Origin of the sequence: Pantoea sp. PNA 14-12 (assembly GCF_004364735.1) — a bacterium.
GTDB classification, from domain to species: domain Bacteria; phylum Pseudomonadota; class Gammaproteobacteria; order Enterobacterales; family Enterobacteriaceae; genus Pantoea; species Pantoea stewartii.
This window is the reverse complement of record NZ_SOAJ01000004.1, coordinates 67,142-83,971: the sequence shown is the minus strand read 5'-3', so window position 1 is coordinate 83,971 and position 16,830 is coordinate 67,142. Positions and strand designations below refer to the sequence as shown.

At 53.9% G+C, this 16,830-nt stretch carries 17 protein-coding genes; 7 read left to right on the top strand and 10 right to left on the bottom strand.

Features of this window, described 5'->3' with window-relative positions:
* Positions 1-9: 9 nt before the first annotated feature.
* The 3 genes from C7434_RS14250 (at position 10) to ppa (ending at position 1,559) form a co-directional block, all read left to right on the top strand.
* Positions 10-420 (top strand): lysozyme inhibitor LprI family protein, encoded by a 411-nt coding sequence (locus tag C7434_RS14250; protein WP_133745565.1) that lies wholly within the window; start codon positions 10-12, stop codon positions 418-420.
* A 58-nt stretch (positions 421-478) separates the two neighbouring features.
* Positions 479-928, top strand: coding sequence for a DUF441 domain-containing protein (locus tag C7434_RS14245; RefSeq protein ID WP_039341815.1), 450 nt, complete (start codon positions 479-481; stop codon positions 926-928).
* 100 nt (positions 929-1,028) lie between these two features.
* Positions 1,029-1,559 (top strand): inorganic diphosphatase, encoded by a 531-nt coding sequence (gene ppa, locus C7434_RS14240; RefSeq protein WP_006118350.1) that lies wholly within the window; start codon positions 1,029-1,031, stop codon positions 1,557-1,559.
* Between the two features lie 73 nt (positions 1,560-1,632).
* Here ppa and C7434_RS14235 read toward each other — a convergent pair whose 3' ends face one another.
* Genes C7434_RS14235 through C7434_RS14225 form a run of 3 tightly spaced genes read right to left on the bottom strand, consistent with a single transcriptional unit; the run spans position 1,633 to position 7,468 of the window.
* On the bottom strand, positions 1,633-1,986 hold the full coding sequence (locus C7434_RS14235; RefSeq protein ID WP_006118351.1) for a gamma-glutamylcyclotransferase: 354 nt from the start codon (positions 1,984-1,986) through the stop codon (positions 1,633-1,635).
* Between the two features lie 2 nt (positions 1,987-1,988).
* Positions 1,989-5,756 carry a translocation/assembly module TamB domain-containing protein gene (locus C7434_RS14230; protein ID WP_133745564.1) on the bottom strand — a complete coding sequence of 1,256 codons (3,768 nt, stop codon included), beginning with the start codon at positions 5,754-5,756 and terminating at the stop codon, positions 1,989-1,991.
* Positions 5,753-7,468 carry an autotransporter assembly complex family protein gene (locus C7434_RS14225; protein WP_172677636.1) on the bottom strand — a complete coding sequence of 572 codons (1,716 nt, stop codon included), beginning with the start codon at positions 7,466-7,468 and terminating at the stop codon, positions 5,753-5,755. Before C7434_RS14225 ends, C7434_RS14230 begins: the two co-directional genes overlap by 4 nt.
* A gap of 513 nt (positions 7,469-7,981) precedes the next feature.
* Here C7434_RS14225 and C7434_RS14220 point away from each other — a divergent pair.
* On the top strand, positions 7,982-9,301 hold the full coding sequence (locus tag C7434_RS14220) for a hemolysin family protein (RefSeq protein WP_033740022.1): 1,320 nt from the start codon (positions 7,982-7,984) through the stop codon (positions 9,299-9,301).
* A gap of 32 nt (positions 9,302-9,333) precedes the next feature.
* Here the strand turns inward: C7434_RS14220 and C7434_RS14215 are convergent, their stop codons facing one another.
* Positions 9,334-9,540, bottom strand: coding sequence for a DUF1107 domain-containing protein (locus C7434_RS14215; RefSeq protein ID WP_003855513.1), 207 nt, complete (start codon positions 9,538-9,540; stop codon positions 9,334-9,336).
* A 310-nt stretch (positions 9,541-9,850) separates the two neighbouring features.
* Between C7434_RS14215 and C7434_RS14210 the strand changes: the two genes are divergently transcribed.
* Positions 9,851-10,414, top strand: coding sequence for a YtfJ family protein (locus C7434_RS14210; RefSeq protein ID WP_110268759.1), 564 nt, complete (start codon positions 9,851-9,853; stop codon positions 10,412-10,414).
* 37 nt (positions 10,415-10,451) lie between these two features.
* Here the strand turns inward: C7434_RS14210 and cysQ are convergent, their stop codons facing one another.
* Positions 10,452-11,195: a 3'(2'),5'-bisphosphate nucleotidase CysQ gene (gene cysQ / locus C7434_RS14205; protein WP_033740024.1), complete on the bottom strand. Its 744-nt coding sequence runs from the start codon at positions 11,193-11,195 to the stop codon at positions 10,452-10,454.
* A 294-nt stretch (positions 11,196-11,489) separates the two neighbouring features.
* Between cysQ and C7434_RS14200 the strand changes: the two genes are divergently transcribed.
* Positions 11,490-13,430, top strand: coding sequence for a bifunctional 2',3'-cyclic-nucleotide 2'-phosphodiesterase/3'-nucleotidase (locus C7434_RS14200; protein ID WP_133745563.1), 1,941 nt, complete (start codon positions 11,490-11,492; stop codon positions 13,428-13,430).
* 34 nt (positions 13,431-13,464) lie between these two features.
* Here C7434_RS14200 and fklB read toward each other — a convergent pair whose 3' ends face one another.
* On the bottom strand, positions 13,465-14,085 hold the full coding sequence (gene fklB, locus C7434_RS14195) for an FKBP-type peptidyl-prolyl cis-trans isomerase (protein ID WP_006118358.1): 621 nt from the start codon (positions 14,083-14,085) through the stop codon (positions 13,465-13,467).
* A 220-nt stretch (positions 14,086-14,305) separates the two neighbouring features.
* Here fklB and C7434_RS14190 point away from each other — a divergent pair, with 220 nt between their 5' ends.
* Positions 14,306-14,971: a LysM-like peptidoglycan-binding domain-containing protein gene (locus C7434_RS14190; RefSeq protein ID WP_166649058.1), complete on the top strand. Its 666-nt coding sequence runs from the start codon at positions 14,306-14,308 to the stop codon at positions 14,969-14,971.
* 379 nt (positions 14,972-15,350) lie between these two features.
* Here the strand turns inward: C7434_RS14190 and rplI are convergent, their stop codons facing one another.
* From rplI to rpsF, 4 genes are read right to left on the bottom strand one after another with little or no spacing between them, the layout of a single operon-like run.
* The gene (gene rplI, locus C7434_RS14185; protein WP_006120926.1) at positions 15,351-15,800 is read right to left on the bottom strand and encodes a 50S ribosomal protein L9; all 450 of its coding nucleotides are present in this window, start codon (positions 15,798-15,800) and stop codon (positions 15,351-15,353) included.
* A 39-nt stretch (positions 15,801-15,839) separates the two neighbouring features.
* Positions 15,840-16,067 carry a 30S ribosomal protein S18 gene (rpsR, locus tag C7434_RS14180; protein WP_000135199.1) on the bottom strand — a complete coding sequence of 76 codons (228 nt, stop codon included), beginning with the start codon at positions 16,065-16,067 and terminating at the stop codon, positions 15,840-15,842.
* 4 nt (positions 16,068-16,071) lie between these two features.
* Complete coding sequence (gene priB, locus C7434_RS14175; RefSeq protein WP_006120927.1) at positions 16,072-16,389, bottom strand: primosomal replication protein N; 318 nt, start codon at positions 16,387-16,389, stop codon at positions 16,072-16,074.
* A 6-nt stretch (positions 16,390-16,395) separates the two neighbouring features.
* Positions 16,396-16,791, bottom strand: a complete 396-nt coding sequence (gene rpsF, locus C7434_RS14170) for a 30S ribosomal protein S6 (RefSeq protein WP_006120928.1) — start codon at positions 16,789-16,791, stop codon at positions 16,396-16,398.
* Between the last annotated feature and the right edge of the window lie 39 nt (positions 16,792-16,830).

The window sequence follows — 16,830 nt, the reverse complement described above, 5'->3', positions numbered from 1 at the left end:
GGGAAATCGATGAAAAAAAGGGTAATGTTGGTAGCACTCTTGAGTTGTAAGCTCGCAGTGGCTGAGCAGTCCACGATTGATGTCACGTTAAATCAATGCCTTAATCAAGCCGATACCACGCTGGCCTTGATGCAATGTCAGGATACGGCAACCCAGCAATGGGACGCGGAAATGAACGCGCAGTACAGTGCATTGATGAAAAAATTAAGCGGAGAACCCAGAGAGAAACTGCGTATCGCCCAGCGCGCCTGGCTGCGTTACCGGGAAGCCTGGTTAGCGGTGAGCCGCAGCCAACTCAACACGCAGGGCACTCTCGGCCCCGTTGCGCTGGCCACCCAGAGCACCGCGCTGGTCCGCAATCAAACCCTACAACTGCAATCTTTAGCCACTGGCAGTTGCGCGAACCCCAACGATTGTTGATTAATGTAACCCTTTAAAGTCAGTCATAACTGTCTTCATTCATTTTCAGGGAAAAACTATGGTTGCTTACGCCTCCACGCTGATCTTGATCTGCCTTGCTGTACTGAGTTACTTCGTCCACAACACCGCCGTGACTCTGTCCATTCTGATCCTGCTGATCATCAAAATGACACCGCTGTCGCAATTCTTTCCTTATGTGGAAAAACAGGGCATTACAGTGGGCATTATTATCCTTACCGTAGCCGTAATGGCCCCGCTGGCCAGTGGTTCGCTGCCTGCGTCATCCCTGCTGAAATCCTTTGCCAACTGGCAGTCGATTGTCGCAATCCTGGTAGGCATTTTCGTGGCCTGGCTGGGCGGGCGCGGCGTGAGTTTTATGAGTGTACAGCCTTCAGTCATTGGCGGATTGCTGATAGGAACAGTAATCGGCGTGGCGTTTTTCCGTGGCGTTCCGGTAGGGCCACTGATTGCTGCGGGCATTGTATCCCTGTTTGTCACAGCCAAATAGCGTTGAGGAGCATTCTGAAACGCCAAAAAGGGGGCGTACTTTCACAGTCAGTTGGCTATAATAGCCGACACTCAACATACGACGACTGAAGGAATACCCGATGAGTTTGAACCAGGTGCCAGCAGGTAAAGACCTGCCAGAAGATATCTACGTAATTATTGAGATCCCGGCGAATGCCGATCCGATCAAATATGAAGTTGATAAAGATTCTGGAGCCCTGTTTGTGGATCGCTTTATGTCTACGGCAATGTTCTATCCATGCAACTATGGTTACATCAACAATACGCTGTCGCTGGATGGTGACCCGGTAGACGTACTGGTTCCAACACCGTACCCACTGGAGCCCGGCTCAGTGATCCGCTGCCGTCCGGTTGGCGTGTTAAAAATGACCGACGAGTCTGGCGAAGATGCCAAACTGGTTGCTGTCCCGCACACCAAACTCACCAAAGAGTACGATCACATCAAAGATGTGAACGACCTGCCAGAACTGCTGCGTGCGCAGATCACCCACTTCTTTGAGCACTACAAAGATCTGGAAAAAGGCAAATGGGTTAAGGTTGACGGCTGGGATAACGCCGAAGCAGCCAAAGCCGAGATCGTCTCGTCTTTTGAGCGTGCGGCGAAGAAGTAATTCTGCCCGGCTAACGCAGGTTTACCTGGGGTAAACCGTTAAAAAACACCGTCCAACTGGACGGTGTTTTTATTCAGACTTCCGACGCCTCATCACGCTTCAGCCAGTCTCCACTCTGGATACGCTGGCGACCCGCGACCGAACGCTGATAGACATAAAGCCACGCACTACCAAACGGCGTCTGAATCAGATGGCGTTTGTACTCACCACCTTTGGTCCGAAGCGCATCTAACTCGGCGAGAATGGAGGCATCAATTCGGTAGACTTCGCAATATACCGTTCCTTCGCCCGTGATCACGCCAGGATAGTGACCCAGACTGTAGAGTTCATAACCCTCAATCTGGTGATCACCCAACCATTGCGCATGTGTCATCCAGTGACTGTTTCCCTGTTTGCGCCGTAAACTGCCATAGACAATTATTCGCATTACTAAAACTCAAACTGATAGAGCAAATCAAGAGCCTGATCCACACCGGACACGGCTTCCAAATAGAGTTTGGGCATCAGTCGGTAACGTAAGGTTAACGTTGCCAGTGAATCAAAGATGCCAACCCCGTATTTTACTTGTAGACCCGGCAACACATAGCCACTGACCTGTACCTGCTGACTGTCGCCAACGCCGGTCGTATCAAGGGCAAGATTACTGACACCGAATGTCTCGCCGATTTTACCCACAACCTGCCCACTTTGTGCAACCCCTAAGCCGACTAACGCTGACGTTAACGCGTTACTGTCGCCGTCGCTATTCAGTCCCTGACCGCGTAACAGGTAAGAAAGGGCCTCCTGCTGTGACATCGCCGGATCGGAGAACACTTCCACTTTCGGTTCATCCGCCAGCCCCGTAACGCGCAATCCTGCCGTTACGCCATCCTCGGTCGCATCCGGATTACGAATCGCTTCCAGGTTGAGATAAGGCTGGTCTGGCGGGCCCGCAAACTGCAGCTCGCCTTTACGCACGATCAAGTCCTGACCGTAAGCATGGAAACGGCCGGATGGAATATTGATCTGTCCGTTGAGTCCCAGTCCTGATTTATCCTGGACCATTTTCAGATCGCCATTCAGACGGGCTTTCAGTCCAAAGGCCGACAGACGCACGTCGTTTCCAACATGAATGGTCAGGTTACTGTTAATCGGTATTGAGGCCGTTTTAGGCGCAATCGGTTTAAGGTTTTTATCCAGCATAACTTCATCAGACGATACGCCGACTGCGCTCTCAGGAACCTCCTGTACCGTGATACGTGCCCAGGGAATATCGACGCGCCCGTCAAGATTAAAGGCGGCTGGCGTGGCTTCAAATACCACATCCGGCGACACATCCATGCGCACCATTGGCGGCACCGTGACACGGACCCGGCTGCCTTTGGCGGCTACGCGCGCACGCCAGTTATCCAGTTGGCTCCAGTCCGCATCGCCGCTCAGGTTGATATTGCCCTGTGCGGTCTGTAGCAGGCCATTCAGCGTCGAACTCATGCCGTTAAACACCATGTTCAGACTGGCACTGGTCAGATCCACCGGCATGAAGTTGCCTTTCACATTCACATCTTTCAGACCCAGTTGCCCAAAAAGCTGCGGCTGCTGCACTGTGCCGCCCAGGCGCAGATCGCTGTTCAGCAGGCCTTTGATGCTCTCGCCCTGCATTAAGGCGGGATTGATCATCGCCAGCGAGATATTGCGGATATTCACATTGCCACCCAGCTCACGGCGCTGTTGCGGATCGGTAATCTGCACATTGCCATCCAGTTGGCCGTTATTGACGAGGCGAATCAGCCAGTCGAGCTGTGCACGTCCGTCCCGCAGTGCCGCATTAACATTAATTGTGTTAAACGCGATGGGCAGCGTATTGCCCTGCACATCCTGCGCGACTTTCACATTATTACTCTTCAGCGCCAGCGTGCCGACGGGCAGTTTGCCATCCGCCGTCCAGTTAACGCGGGCATCACCGCTGAACACGCCGCTCAGTTGGGTCTGGTCAGTCAGGAAGGGTTTTAGCATCGCCAGATCGAAGCGGTTTAATACCACATGAGCGTGACCGCTGGGGCCGGCTTCAACCGGTTCTGGCACACAAAGCTGCGCGTTGGGGTTTTGCCAGCAGTGCGGGCCGATTGACGCAGTCTGCTTCTGATTAACATAGTCGATCGCCATAGCGCGCGTCAGACGCCATTCCCCGACGGGCGTATTAAAACGCGTATTGTTCAGGCTGCCTTTCCATGTCTCCGTCTGGCGGTCAAAGCTACCGTTCAGCGCGAGCTGACCCGATACCGGCTCGCCCTGCACGTTAAGTTTAAGCTGATGCTGCTTTTCGTCGCCATCAGCATTGAGCGTCAACAGATTAATGTTAAGCGCATCCTGCTTCAGTTGTTCAACGCGCAACTGCAGCTTACCGGCGATCTGGTCGCTGGAGCGTACATCGCTTTTCAGCGTTACGCGCCGGACCAGCAGTTGCTGCCAACGTAAGCCAGTGGCCGTCAGATCCGCCAGCAGTTGAGGGGCTTTCAGCGATCCGCGGGCTTTGATATCCCCTTTGACCACACCGCCCAGCCCCGGCAATGCGTTATCAAGATGGGGGGCATCCACGTTGGCATCCAGGTTCAGCGTTTCGCCCAGACTGCCTTTGATATCCAGATGATTGCGGCCCAGCGCAATCTTAATACCCGGAATATCCCACTGGTTGTAGCTGTTGCCCCGTAATGTTCCGTCCGCACTGACCGCGTTCTGTTTGACGTTACCCTTCAACATCAGTTGCGGCACACTCAGCTGCCAGCTGCCGCCATACAGGCTGCCGCGCGTAGTGATTTTACCCTCCAGTCTGGCTGGCCAGTCCGGATACTGGCGGGCGGTATTGATGCCCGCCAGCGTCAGTTCACTGCGCCAGCTGATGGCTTTGCTCCAGTCCACCAGCGCCGTCAGATCGATAGTGCCCTGTAACGCTGCCACACGCAGCTTGTCCAGGCTGAACTGTTCACTATTCCCTTTACCGTCCAGCGTAATCGTGGCAGGCGGCACCGCTTCGCCTTTCACCGCCGTGCGCAGCGACATCACGTAGTCGGTCGCCTTGCCTTTGAACTGATAGTCGAGATTGTCCGCCTGGTACTGAACCGCTCCGGTGAGCGGCCAGCGCAGTTGCGGACTGGTCAGGGTTAATGCCAGCGGAAGACCGGCAACAGCAGGCTGAGCGCGGGCATCCAGCTGCGCCCTGACCGGGCCAGAGAGGTTGAGCGCCAGCTTCAGCTCGTCACGCATCGCGCCCTGTAAGGTCAGACTCAGCTTTTCCCCTTTAACCGGATCAACATTCACATCGCCATTCAGGGCAAAATCAACGGGCCAGTTGTCTGCGAGCGTGGCCTGGCCGCTGCCGTTGAGCCTGCCGAGGTTTGAGTCCACGTCCAGCGTTTGCAGTTGTATATGGCGGTCAAGCGTTTTGGCCTTCACACGCAGCTGATTCACAACGATATCCGTATCGCCGGTAATGCGCAGTTGTTCGCCCACGATGTCCTGAACATCGATATCCAGCGGTAACTGGAAGTCCGGCAGTGTCGGTAGCAGGGGTTTGGCAAACATCGCCTGCAGCGTTTCGCCCAGCGGCTTCTCGTTTGGCTGCGGCTGCTGTACTTTCGGATCGACCACCTGCTCCTTCGCGACCGCTGCCGCTTTAGGCAGCGCAATTAACAGGCTTTGAATGTGGGTAGGATTCAGCGTTAACGCCCGCGCCTGCCAGTGTAATCCGGTGGAAAAATCCACCAGCGAAATCGCGGTATCATCGACTTTCACACTGATGTTATGCAGCCCGACGTGGCGCAGGCTGATGGGGTACGGCGTACTGAGATTGGTCGCGCTGTTATCGTCTTCGGGTGCCGCCGCCGACGGCGTCATCTTTTTACTGTCGACGACCACACTGATATCTTTTAGCGTCAGATCATCGACGCAGACCGACGAGTGCAGCAGGCAATTGAGATTTACCGCCAGATGGATATTGCCCGCGTTAACGCTGACGCCCGGCATGTCGTAACGTAGACCGCTGAGCGTAAGATTACGCCAGCCGCCATCCACTTTGTTGATGGATAATCCCGGTACCCAGCGCGACGCGCCGTTTAACACTAAATGCAGGCCCGGCGTCGTACCAATCAAAAATGCCACGCCAGCCAACAACAAGACCAAAAAAATCAGAAAGCCAGTCAGGACCTTTTTCCAGCGCTTCATAGTTCAGGCCCCAATCCTACGTAAAATTGCAAACCGTGCTCCTCCCTGTCGCCAATGGGACGCGCAATATCAAACTTAATGGGCCCCACAGGCGATGCCCAGCGCACGCCGATACCGGCACCGGTTTTAATATCGCTTTGGCTGATATCATTGACGGCCTCACCGGCGTCAACAAACACCGCACCCCACCATTTTCCGCTGACGTTGTACTGGTATTCCAGTGAACCGGTGGCCATTTTTGAGGCTCCGGTCAGTTTGCCATCACTGTCACGCGGCGAGACGTTTTTGTACTTATAGCCACGAATACTGCGGTCCCCCCCGGCGAAGAAGCGCAGATCCGGCGGCACCTTATCGAAGTCGTTGGTTTCAATCCATCCCACCGTGCCGCGTGCAATAAAGCGGTTCTTTTCGCCCAGCGTACGAATCCAGACGTTTTGCGCCTGCAGGATCAGGAAATCGACATCCGATCCCCAGGTGGTATCGGACACATCGACAGAATAACGCTGCGAGTCGCCCCAGGTCGGCATCAGGCCACCGCGTGAGCGCGTGCGGTTCAGACTGACGCCGGGATAAAGCAACATCGTGGTATTGGTGACATTCCCCTGGGTAAAGTGGTCAAGGCTCCAGCGCAGATTGACGGCCCTTTGCCAGCCACTGCTGCTGTCCCAGTTACGCGATACCGCCAGCGTGCTGGTATCCGCTTTGGTGTCGTTCAGATCGGTGCGTTTGAGCCCGCCTGAAAAAGTGTAGTACTGCTCCAGCGGGCTTTTGAGTAACGGAACTTTGTAGCTGAGATCCACCTGCTGCTCAGGCGCAGAAATATAGGCACTGGCCATCATGCTGTGGCCACGGTCGTTAACCCAGGGCTTTCTCCAGGTGCCTTTCAGGCGCGGCCCGACATCCGTCGAATACCCGACACCGGCTTCAACAATATTTTTTGCCCGAGGGGAAACGGCCGCATTTAACGGCAGGACTTTGGTTTTGCGTCCCTCTTTAAATTCCGGCGCGACGACCACCGACTGGAACCACCCCGTCGCCGACAGGCGGCGATTCAGTTCAGCCAAATCACGGGAACTGTAATAGTCGCCCTTTTTAAACGGCACCAGATTTTGCAAATAGGCGTCACGGATCTGTGAGCCCTGGAAGGTGACATCGCCGAAGCGGTAACGCGGTCCGCTATTGTAGTCGATATCCCAAAAGGCTTCGTGGCGCGCCACGGAAACGCCTAACTGACTTTTTTCAAATTCGCCATCGAAATAGCCGTTGCGCAGCGCCAGGTTGGTAAAGCCACTTTTGAATTTATCGTACTGACCATGATTAAGGATTGTGCCAACTTTAGGGCGGCCCTGGGCGATCCAGTTTTTATAGTCCGCATCGTTTTTCGCCTGACCGGTGACAATGATCGTACTACCGGCAATCTTTACCGGCTGGCCAGGCGTCACGCGCGCGATGAGCACCGGACGGCCACCTTGCGCAGGGGCAGGGCGTGATTCAAAGTCGATATCAGGCTCATAGTAGCCGAGCGCGCGAAGCCCTTCTTTGATAGCGGCCGATACACGCGCGCGGAAACGGCCATCGTTGGTGACTTCGTCGCTGCTGATGGTCGACAGGCGTGCCCTGACGTTTTTTTGCAGTTCGCCGGTCAGCCCTTCAAGCTGTAGTCGAACCGGTGCCGCCCCAAAGGCGGGCGCGACGAGCAATAAGCCCGCCATGCAATAAACATAAAATCGTGGCACCTGTACTCCTGTCTCTCATGCCCGCCCCATTCCGCAGGGCGCGTGTTAATCCTTGTTGCCGTCACAATCGCAACGGCAACTTACTCATCATAGCCGCACTTTTTGCCAAAGGGCAGTCTGTAACGCGTTCTAAGTCAAATTGCGCATTATTGTCGGTAAAACGGACGCACGATACAACGACCTTGTTGTCCAGACAGGCCGCACGCCAGTAGACCGCTCTCCTGCATTACACATGCATCCTGAGCTGAAAACCTCATTATAAGCCACTGTTTGCCCTCTGGCGGCGGCCTCCTCGCTGCTGCTATAATCACCCACCGCAGGCATCCCGCCTGTCTTCATTTCTGCCCCTTTCCCCTTACAACCTTGTCGAACGGGCGCAGACATTTTTGGCACGGATAGCTCCTCTGCGTCGTACGTACAGGGAATAAGCGCATCAACCGCACGCTGCCCAGGCCAAAAATGACAAGTGGATAACTCTTTGGATTACTTATGCTTGATAGCTTACTTGTCATTCTGCTACTGATCGTAATCAGTGCTTTTTTTTCTCTCTCCGAAATCTCGCTGGCTGCCGCCCGCAAGATTAAGCTGAAACTGCTGGCTGACGAAGGCAACGTTAACGCTCAGCGGGTATTGAAGATGCAGGAAACGCCCGGCATGTTCTTCACCGTGGTGCAAATTGGCCTGAACGCCGTCGCCATTTTGGGTGGTATCGTCGGTGATGCGGCCTTTTCCCCGGCATTTTCCGCCCTCTTCAATCGTTTTATGTCTCACGAACTGGCCGAACAGCTCAGTTTTATCTGCTCATTCACCATCGTCACCAGCCTGTTTATTCTGTTCGCCGACTTAACCCCAAAACGGGTAGGCATGATCGCGCCAGAAACCATTGCCCTGCGGATTATCAATCCCATGCGCTTTTGTTTACTGGTGATGCGGCCGCTGGTCTGGCTGTTTAACGGCCTGGCCAACGTCTTTTTTCGCGTCTTTAAGCTGCCGATGGTACGCAAAGACGATATCACGTCCGACGATATTTACGCGGTTGTGGAAGCCGGTGCGCTGGCTGGCGTGCTGCGTAAGCAGGAACACGAACTGATTGAGAACGTGTTTGAGCTGGAATCACGCACCGTGCCCTCCTCCATGACGTCACGTGAAAATATCGTCTGGTTTGATCTGCACGAAGACGAAGTCAGCCTGAAAACAAAAATCGCTGAACATCCTCACTCGAAATTCCTGGTCTGTAATGGGGACATCGACCACATCGTTGGCTATGTCGATTCGAAAGAGCTGCTGCTGCGCGTACTGGGCAATCAGAGCATGGCGCTGAACAGCGGCGTGCAGATTCGTTCCGCGCTGATTGTTCCGGATACGCTGACGTTGTCTGAGGCGCTGGAAAGCTTTAAAACGGCGGGCGACGACTTCGCGGTCATCATGAACGAATATGCGCTGGTGGTCGGTATCATTACGCTGAATGATGTGATGACGACGCTGATGGGCGACCTGGTGGGTCAGGGCATGGAAGAACAGATTGTTGCGCGCGATGAAAACTCCTGGCTGGTGGAAGGCGGGACGCCGATTGATGATGTTATGCGCGTGCTGGATATCGATGATTTTCCGCAGTCAGGTAACTACGAAACGATTGGCGGCTTTATGATGTATATGCTGCGTAAAATCCCGAAACGTACCGACTTTGTGAAATTTGCGGGCTACAAGTTTGAAGTGGTCGATATCGACAGTTACCGCATTGATCAGCTGCTGGTGACACGGATTGATGAACGACCGCCGATGCTGAACGTGACGAAAAGCGAAGAATAGAAACACTCAGGGCGCCATCGGCGCCCTGTTTTTTAGTTAAACTCTAGCTTGAGACGAACGACCTGGCGGTTAATTTCTGACATCACGCTCAGGTGCTGTTTATCTTTGACCCGGGGGATCAGGACTTTACCTTTATCAAACTCAAACGCGCCCACATCCTTGATGTACAACCTTCCTTTAAACAGCGTCTTAACATATTTTGCTATCTGTAGCGGATTATAGCGCTGGAAGATTTTCATACTTCTTAACTCCTTAATTTTTAAGCACGCTTCGCCGTTGCCAAATTCGGTACGGGTCCATGAAGCGCGAATGCGAAATAAACTATAGAACACTCTGCTTACTTCGCACGACCAGAAATAACTTTTTTTACCGTGCTGACAGAACATTACAGAATACTCTGTTATTTACTTTTCACTATTCAGTATAAACCTTCGTTCGTTACAGAATTGTGTGGTTGATAACAAAGCTGACAGCTTTTTGAGACAGCCGCATCATCCCTGCTTACTATTACAGTTGGATGACTAACTGGTCTGATCACTGGAGAAAATAATGAGGCGTATTACTCTGGCCGCACTGGCCTTGTCACTGCTGCTTCCTGTAAGTGCGTTGGCCCACAATCTTGAGACGGGAAAACGCGTGCCGCCCGTGGGCGTCAATGACAAAGGCGAGTTGATCCTGGCGCAGGAAAAATTCAGTTATAAAGACTGGAACAGCGCGCAACTGAACGGAAAAGTACGTGTCATACAGCACATTGCAGGCCGCTCATCGGCTAAAGAGATGAATGCAGCGTTGGTTGAGGCCATCAAGTCAGCGAAACTGCCGCACGATCGCTATCAGACCACGACGATTGTGAACACCGATGATGCCATTCCCGGCACCAGCCTGTTTGTTCGCAGCAGCATTCAGAGTAATAAAAAGCAGTATCCGTGGTCGCAGTTTATCGTCGACAGCAAGGGCAATGTGCAGCACGCCTGGCAGTTGCAGCAAGGCGGATCGACCATTGTGGTGCTGGATAAAAACGGTCAGGTGAAATATGTCAAAGACGGGGCACTGACGCAGCAGGAAGTCAAAGAAGTCATTACGTTGTTAAAAACGCTGTTAAAAGCATCCTGACAGGTGAAGTCGGGAGGCGAGTGCCTCCCGTCTGACGTCAGAACAGCGATACACGGAAGCCCGGATTCAGGAAAGATTCACGCGGCGCATAATCCAGCGTTCTTCCCTGCCAGTCGTGCACGTGGGCACCTGCCGCGACAGCAACGGCATGACCCGCGCCGGTATCCCAGATATTGGTGGGTCCAAAGCGGGGATAAAGCTGGGCCTTACCTTCAGCGACCAGGCAAAACTTTAACGATGAGCCGGTTGCCACCGTCTGATGTTCCCCTAGCTGCTTCAGGTACTCTTTCATCTCATCATCATCGTTGTGGGAACGACTCACCACCACCAGCGGTGGACGTGCATCCAGAACGTGAATCGGCTGCTTTTCTCCGCCCTCTTCCTTCCAGGCTTTACCTTCTGCTGCCGAGTACATCACGCCCAGCGCGGGCGCGTACACCACGCCCATGATCGGTTTGCCCTGCTCGATCAACGCAATATTGACCGTAAACTCACCATTGCGTTTGATAAACTCTTTGGTGCCGTCAAGCGGATCCACCAGCCAGTAGCGCTGCCAGTGCTGACGGACTTCCCAACCGGGCGGATCTTCCTCTGACAACACCGGAATATCCGGTGTCAGCTGCTTCAGGCCCTTCACAATCACATCATGCGCGGCCAGATCGGCTGCTGTGACGGGCGAATCGTCTGCTTTATGCGAAACATCAGCGGGAACCGAACCGTTATAGACCTGCATAATCGCGTCGCCTGCCTCACGCGCCAGTTGGCTTATTTGCTCTAACATTTGTCACCTCATGTATGCGAATGCTACGCGTTAACTGTTATGCCTGTTGGGGTACATTTTAGCAGTTTCATGCTCGCCCCTGGTTTCAGGTAAACATTTTGAATCCTTTTTCAGCTATATCAACACAATAGCCCACAATGGCAAAGACCTCTTTTCACGCCGGCCTCTGCACTGATGTGACTGAAGCGGCACCAGTCAGGCTCAAAACGTTATTTGCATCACGTTTTAATCTGCCCTTTCATCAGCCTTTTACATTACTTTTGTAGCCTTGATCTTTTAACGTTGGGAGTGAACATGGTTAAGGCGGGAATGATGTTACTGGCACTGAGCGTTTCAGTTGCAGCACAGGGAGCCACCGTGGATTTACGCGTGCTGGAAACGACCGATCTGCACAGCAATATGATGGACTTCGACTATTACAAAGATACGCCCACAGAAAAATATGGTCTGGTGCGCACTGCGTCCCTGATCCATGCCGCGCGTCAGGAAGTCACGAACAGCGTGCTGGTGGACAATGGCGATCTGATTCAGGGTAGCCCGTTAGGCGACTATATGGCTGCGAAAGGGCTCAAACAGGGTGAAGTCCATCCCGTCTATAAGGCGATGAATACGCTGGATTACAGCGCGGGCACGCTGGGCAATCATGAATTCAATTATGGTCTGCCCTATCTGCAAAAAGCCCTGGCGGGCGCGCATTTTCCTTACGTCAATGCCAACGTCATCGATCTGAAGAGCGGTAAGCCACTGTTTACGCCTTATCTGATTAAACCCACCACAGTGACCGATCGCGACGGCAACCCGCAGACGGTGAACATCGGCTATATCGGCTTTGTCCCGCCGCAGATTATGGTGTGGGATAAAGGCAACCTGCAGGGCAAAGTGCGGGTGGACGATATTACAGAAACCGCCCGGCGCTACGTGCCCGAAATGCGCGCTAAAGGAGCGGACGTGGTTGTCGTATTAGCCCATTCAGGGTTAAGCAGCGAGCCGTATCAGGCGATGGCAGAAAACTCGGTTTATTACCTCAGCGAAGTTCCGGGCATCAGTGCCATTATGTTTGGTCATGCGCATGCCGTATTCCCGGGGAAAGAGTTTGCGGGGATCAAAGGTGCAGACATTGAGAAAGGAACATTAAACGGTGTGCCTGCGGTCATGCCCGGCATGTGGGGCGATCATCTTGGTGTGGTGGACCTGGTGCTGAGCAAGGAAGGCGATCACTGGCAGGTGACAAGCGGTACCGCGCAGGCGCGTCCGATCTACGATATCGCGCATAAAACTTTGCTGGCTGCTGAAGATCCTGCACTGGTTAAGGTTCTGAAAGACGATCATGATGCCACTCGCACCTTTGTCGCCCAGCCTATCGGAAAATCTGCGGATGTGATGTACAGCTATCTGTCGCTGGTGCAGGACGATCCTACTGTGCAAATTGTGAATAACGCCCAGCGCGCCTACGTCGAGCATTTTATCCAGGGCGATCCCGATCTGGCGCACTTGCCGGTACTGTCTGCCGCCGCGCCGTTTAAAGCCGGGGGACGTAAAAACGATCCTGCCAGCTATGTGGAAGTTGAGAAAGGCAACCTGACCTTCCGCAACGCAGCCGATCTCTATCTGTATCCGAATACGCTGGTGGTGATGAAAGTCAGCGGCGAGCAGGTGAAAGACTGGCTGGAGTGCTCTGCGGGTCAGTTTAACCAAATCGATCCGACCAGTCGCCGCACACAGCCGCTGATCAACTGGAATTTCCGCACCTATAACTTCGATGTGATTGACGTTGTGAGCTATCAGATTGATGTCACACAACCCGCCCGTTACGACGAAGAGTGCAACCTGATCCATCCGGACGCGTCACGCATTAAAGATCTTCGCTGGCAGGGAAAACCCATCGATCTTAAGGCGACCTTCCTGGTGGCAACCAATAACTACCGGGCCTACGCGGGCAAGTTTGCCGGAACGGGCGACAAATACATTGCCTTTGCCTCGCCTGATGAAAACCGCGCGATTCTGGCGGCGTATATCAGTGCCGAAACCAAAAAGCACGGTGAAGTGCGCCCACAGGCGGATAATAACTGGCGACTGGCTGCAATACCTGCCGCGCAGCCTCTTGATATTCGCTTTGAAACCGCACCCGGCGATAAAGCCACACACTTTATTCAGCAGCATGCGCAATATCCCATGAAGGCGACAGGGAATGACGAGACGGGATTCGCTCTCTGGCAGGTAAACTTACAGCAGTAGAGGGGTAAGGGCGGCATCGCACCGCCCTTTATCCTTACAGGATTTCCAGCAGCTCAACTTCAAAAATCAGGGTGCTGAATGGCGGGATGGACGCGCCCGCTCCACGCTCGCCGTAGGCGAGGTTGTGGGGAATCACCAGTTCCCACTTTGAGCCAACCGGCATCAGCGTCAGCGCTTCGATCCAGCCCGCAATCACGCCGGTGACCGGGAATTCCGCCGGCTCGCCACGTGCAACAGAGCTGTCAAACACCGTGCCGTCGATCAGTTTACCGGTGTAATGCACGCGTACGCGGTCCTGGCGCGAAGGAATCGGGCCTTCGCCCTGCGTAATCACGCTGAACTGTAAACCTGACTCGGTGCTGCTGACGCCTTCACGCTGAGCATGGTCCTGCAGGAAAGCCTGGCCTTCTGCGGCCATGGCTTCCACGCGCTCACGACGCACGCTTTCCGCACGCTCATGTACTTCACGCAGGGCGCGATGTACCACATCGACAGGCACCGCAGGTGAGTTCCCTTCCAGCGCGTCGCGCAGGCCCGCGAGCAGTGCTTCTGGCTGCAGCCCCTGCAGACCAGATTCCAGCAGCTGCTGGCCAACCTGTAAACCAATACCGTAACTTGCTTGTGCTTCGACGCTGTCGAAAGAAGGGGTAGTCATCTTCGTTCCTTTCACTCTCGGATATAGTAAGACGGGCAGCATAACAGCGCAGGCCGCTGGCGTAAAATCCGCAGCGCTACAGATGACTTTTGTCGGCGAAAGAGAAACAATACGCAGGTCAAATTTACCAATGCTGGCAGGCACTTCGCGTCCACATTGGCCATACTGTATAAGTGACAAGTTCCCCCTTGTCAGTGGCACTATAAGAAAGAGAGAGAATATGGGCCAGATAGCCCCTCGTCGCCGCAGGACGCATGCACTGCGTATTTTAACCCGGTTACAGAACTTACTGCCGCAACGAACGCGGTCGCAAGGTGCCGGAGCGGAGGAACCCGATATGACTTCAGACGTCCCGTCTCGCCTGCCCAGCTGGCTGTATCGCCTCTGGCATTTTACAGACGATATTCGCTGGATGGACCCGCTCCCGGCTTTCCACCGTCGGGGGATCGTCATTGCCGTCATCGTACTGCTGCTGGCCTTTCTCTGGCCCTCCAGTACGCCGCAGTATCCGGTCGAACAGCCTGTGACACCTTCGGCCGAAAAAGACGTGCCGATGCAGGCGGATATCTACGATAACAAACCGTCTCGCTCCTCTGCACAATCCGAACCGAAGGCGGACACGCAGGGTGACTGGCACAGCTACCAGATTGCCGCCGGGCAAACGCTGGCACAGCTGTTCCGCGACAATAATCTGCCGGTCAATGATGTGTTTGCCATGGCACGCGTTGAGGGCAACGATCAGCCGCTCAGTACGCTGAAGCAGGGGCAGCAGGTGAAGATCCGTCGGGATGCGAATGGCGTCGTTACAGGCTTAACGCTGGAAGGCGCTAACGGTCCTGTCCTGTTTACCCGCCAGCCGGACGGCAGCTTTTTACGTGTAGAATAAGTCCTCCCCGGTGGCGGTCCGTCACCGGTTACGCCCTTCATGGCCGTCATTTTATTTGCCCGCCCGGTTTCCGGGCAGACCAACCGCAACGCAAGCGGATAGCCGCGTCAGCACAGATGAGGGAGCGTGGTCGCTGATGTCGCGTCGTCACCCTGATGCGCTGAGGGTTTAGCCGCACATATCATCGTCACCTTTTAATCGGCAAACAGCGCGTTGATCGCATGAGGATCGGGTTGTCCGGTACGTCTTTATGTGATGGCGAAGATGCGGGTGCCGGTGAAGAGGGATGGGGCCGGGCAGAAAAAGAAAGGGTGTTAACGACTGAAAACAAAAACGCCGACACAAGTGTCGGCGTTCAGGTGCGGCAGGCTAATAAAAATTAACCTGCAACCACGTTCACGATCAGTTTCGCGAATACTTCGCTGTGAACCTGGAAGTCCACTTCGTGCTCACCGGTGGTGCGCAAAACGCCGTTCGGTAAACGAACTTCGCTCTTAGCAACGTCAACGCCAGCTGCAGTAACAGCGTCAGCGATGTCGCGGGTACCGATGGAACCGAACAATTTACCTTCATCGCCTGCTTTAGACGTGATGGTAACAGTGCCCAGTGCGTTGATTTTTTCTGCGCGCGCGTTAGATGCTGCCAGAACGTCAGCCAGTTTGGCTTCCAGTTCTGCACGGCGTGCTTCGAAGAATTCAACGTTTTTCTTGGTAGCAGGAACAGCTTTACCCTGTGGAACCAGGAAGTTACGAGCGTAGCCCGCTTTAACGTTAACCTGATCACCCAGGCTGCCCAGGTTTGCTACTTTATCAAGCAGAATAACTTGCATTACCTTATCCTCTTAAAGTCGTTAATGGACAGTTGCCGATTACTGATGACGATCAGTGTACGGCAGCAGAGACAGGTAACGCGCGCGCTTGATAGCACGAGCCAGCTGACGCTGGTATTTTGCGCGAGTACCAGTGATACGGCTTGGTACAATCTTGCCGCTTTCAGTGATGTAGTTTTTCAGCGTTGCGATATCTTTATAATCGATCTCTTGAACGCCTTCCGCGGTGAAACGGCAGAACTTGCGACGACGGAAATAACGTGCCATTTGGCTAGTCTCCAGAATCTATCAATTCAATCTGCTCGGCATGTAACACCATTTTACTCTGACCATTTCGCGCCTGATGGCAGCTAATAAAGCCTTCGAGAATGAGTTGCGTGCCGACCGTTATATGTTGAGTAATCACCTGATGGGCGCTGCCGCTAAGAATAACAGGCATTCGACACCAGGCTTGCCGGTGAAATCCGGCTTCCATCTGCACCGAGTTGTGCTCAAGCACGAACTGACAGTGCGGAATTCCTGACGGGCTAATTTTTCGAACTGGCGTCTTACACACGGTGCCAGACAGGCGCAGCCGATTAACCGTCACGATGGATTACTCTTCAGAATCCCCAGCATCTGAGTCATCAGCGGATTCGTTAGCAAAATCTTCGCGGCGCTCACGACGCTCGTCTTTCGCTTTAACCATCGGTGATGCTTCAGTTACCGCGTTTTTAACGCGCATAACCATGCTGCGGATAACGGCGTCGTTGAAGCGGAAGTTCGTTTCCAGCTCGTCAATCACTTCCTGCGGCGCTTCTACGTTCATCAGAACATAGTGTGCTTTGTGCAGTTTGTTGATTGGGTAAGCCAGCTGACGGCGGCCCCAGTCTTCCAGACGGTGGATCGTGCCTTCTGCACCAGTGATAGCACCAGTGTAACGCTCGATCATGCCAGGAACCTGTTCGCTCTGGTCAGGATGAACCATAAATACGATTTCGTAATGACGCATCGAAATTGCTCCTTACGGATTATTCAGCCTCCTGTCAGG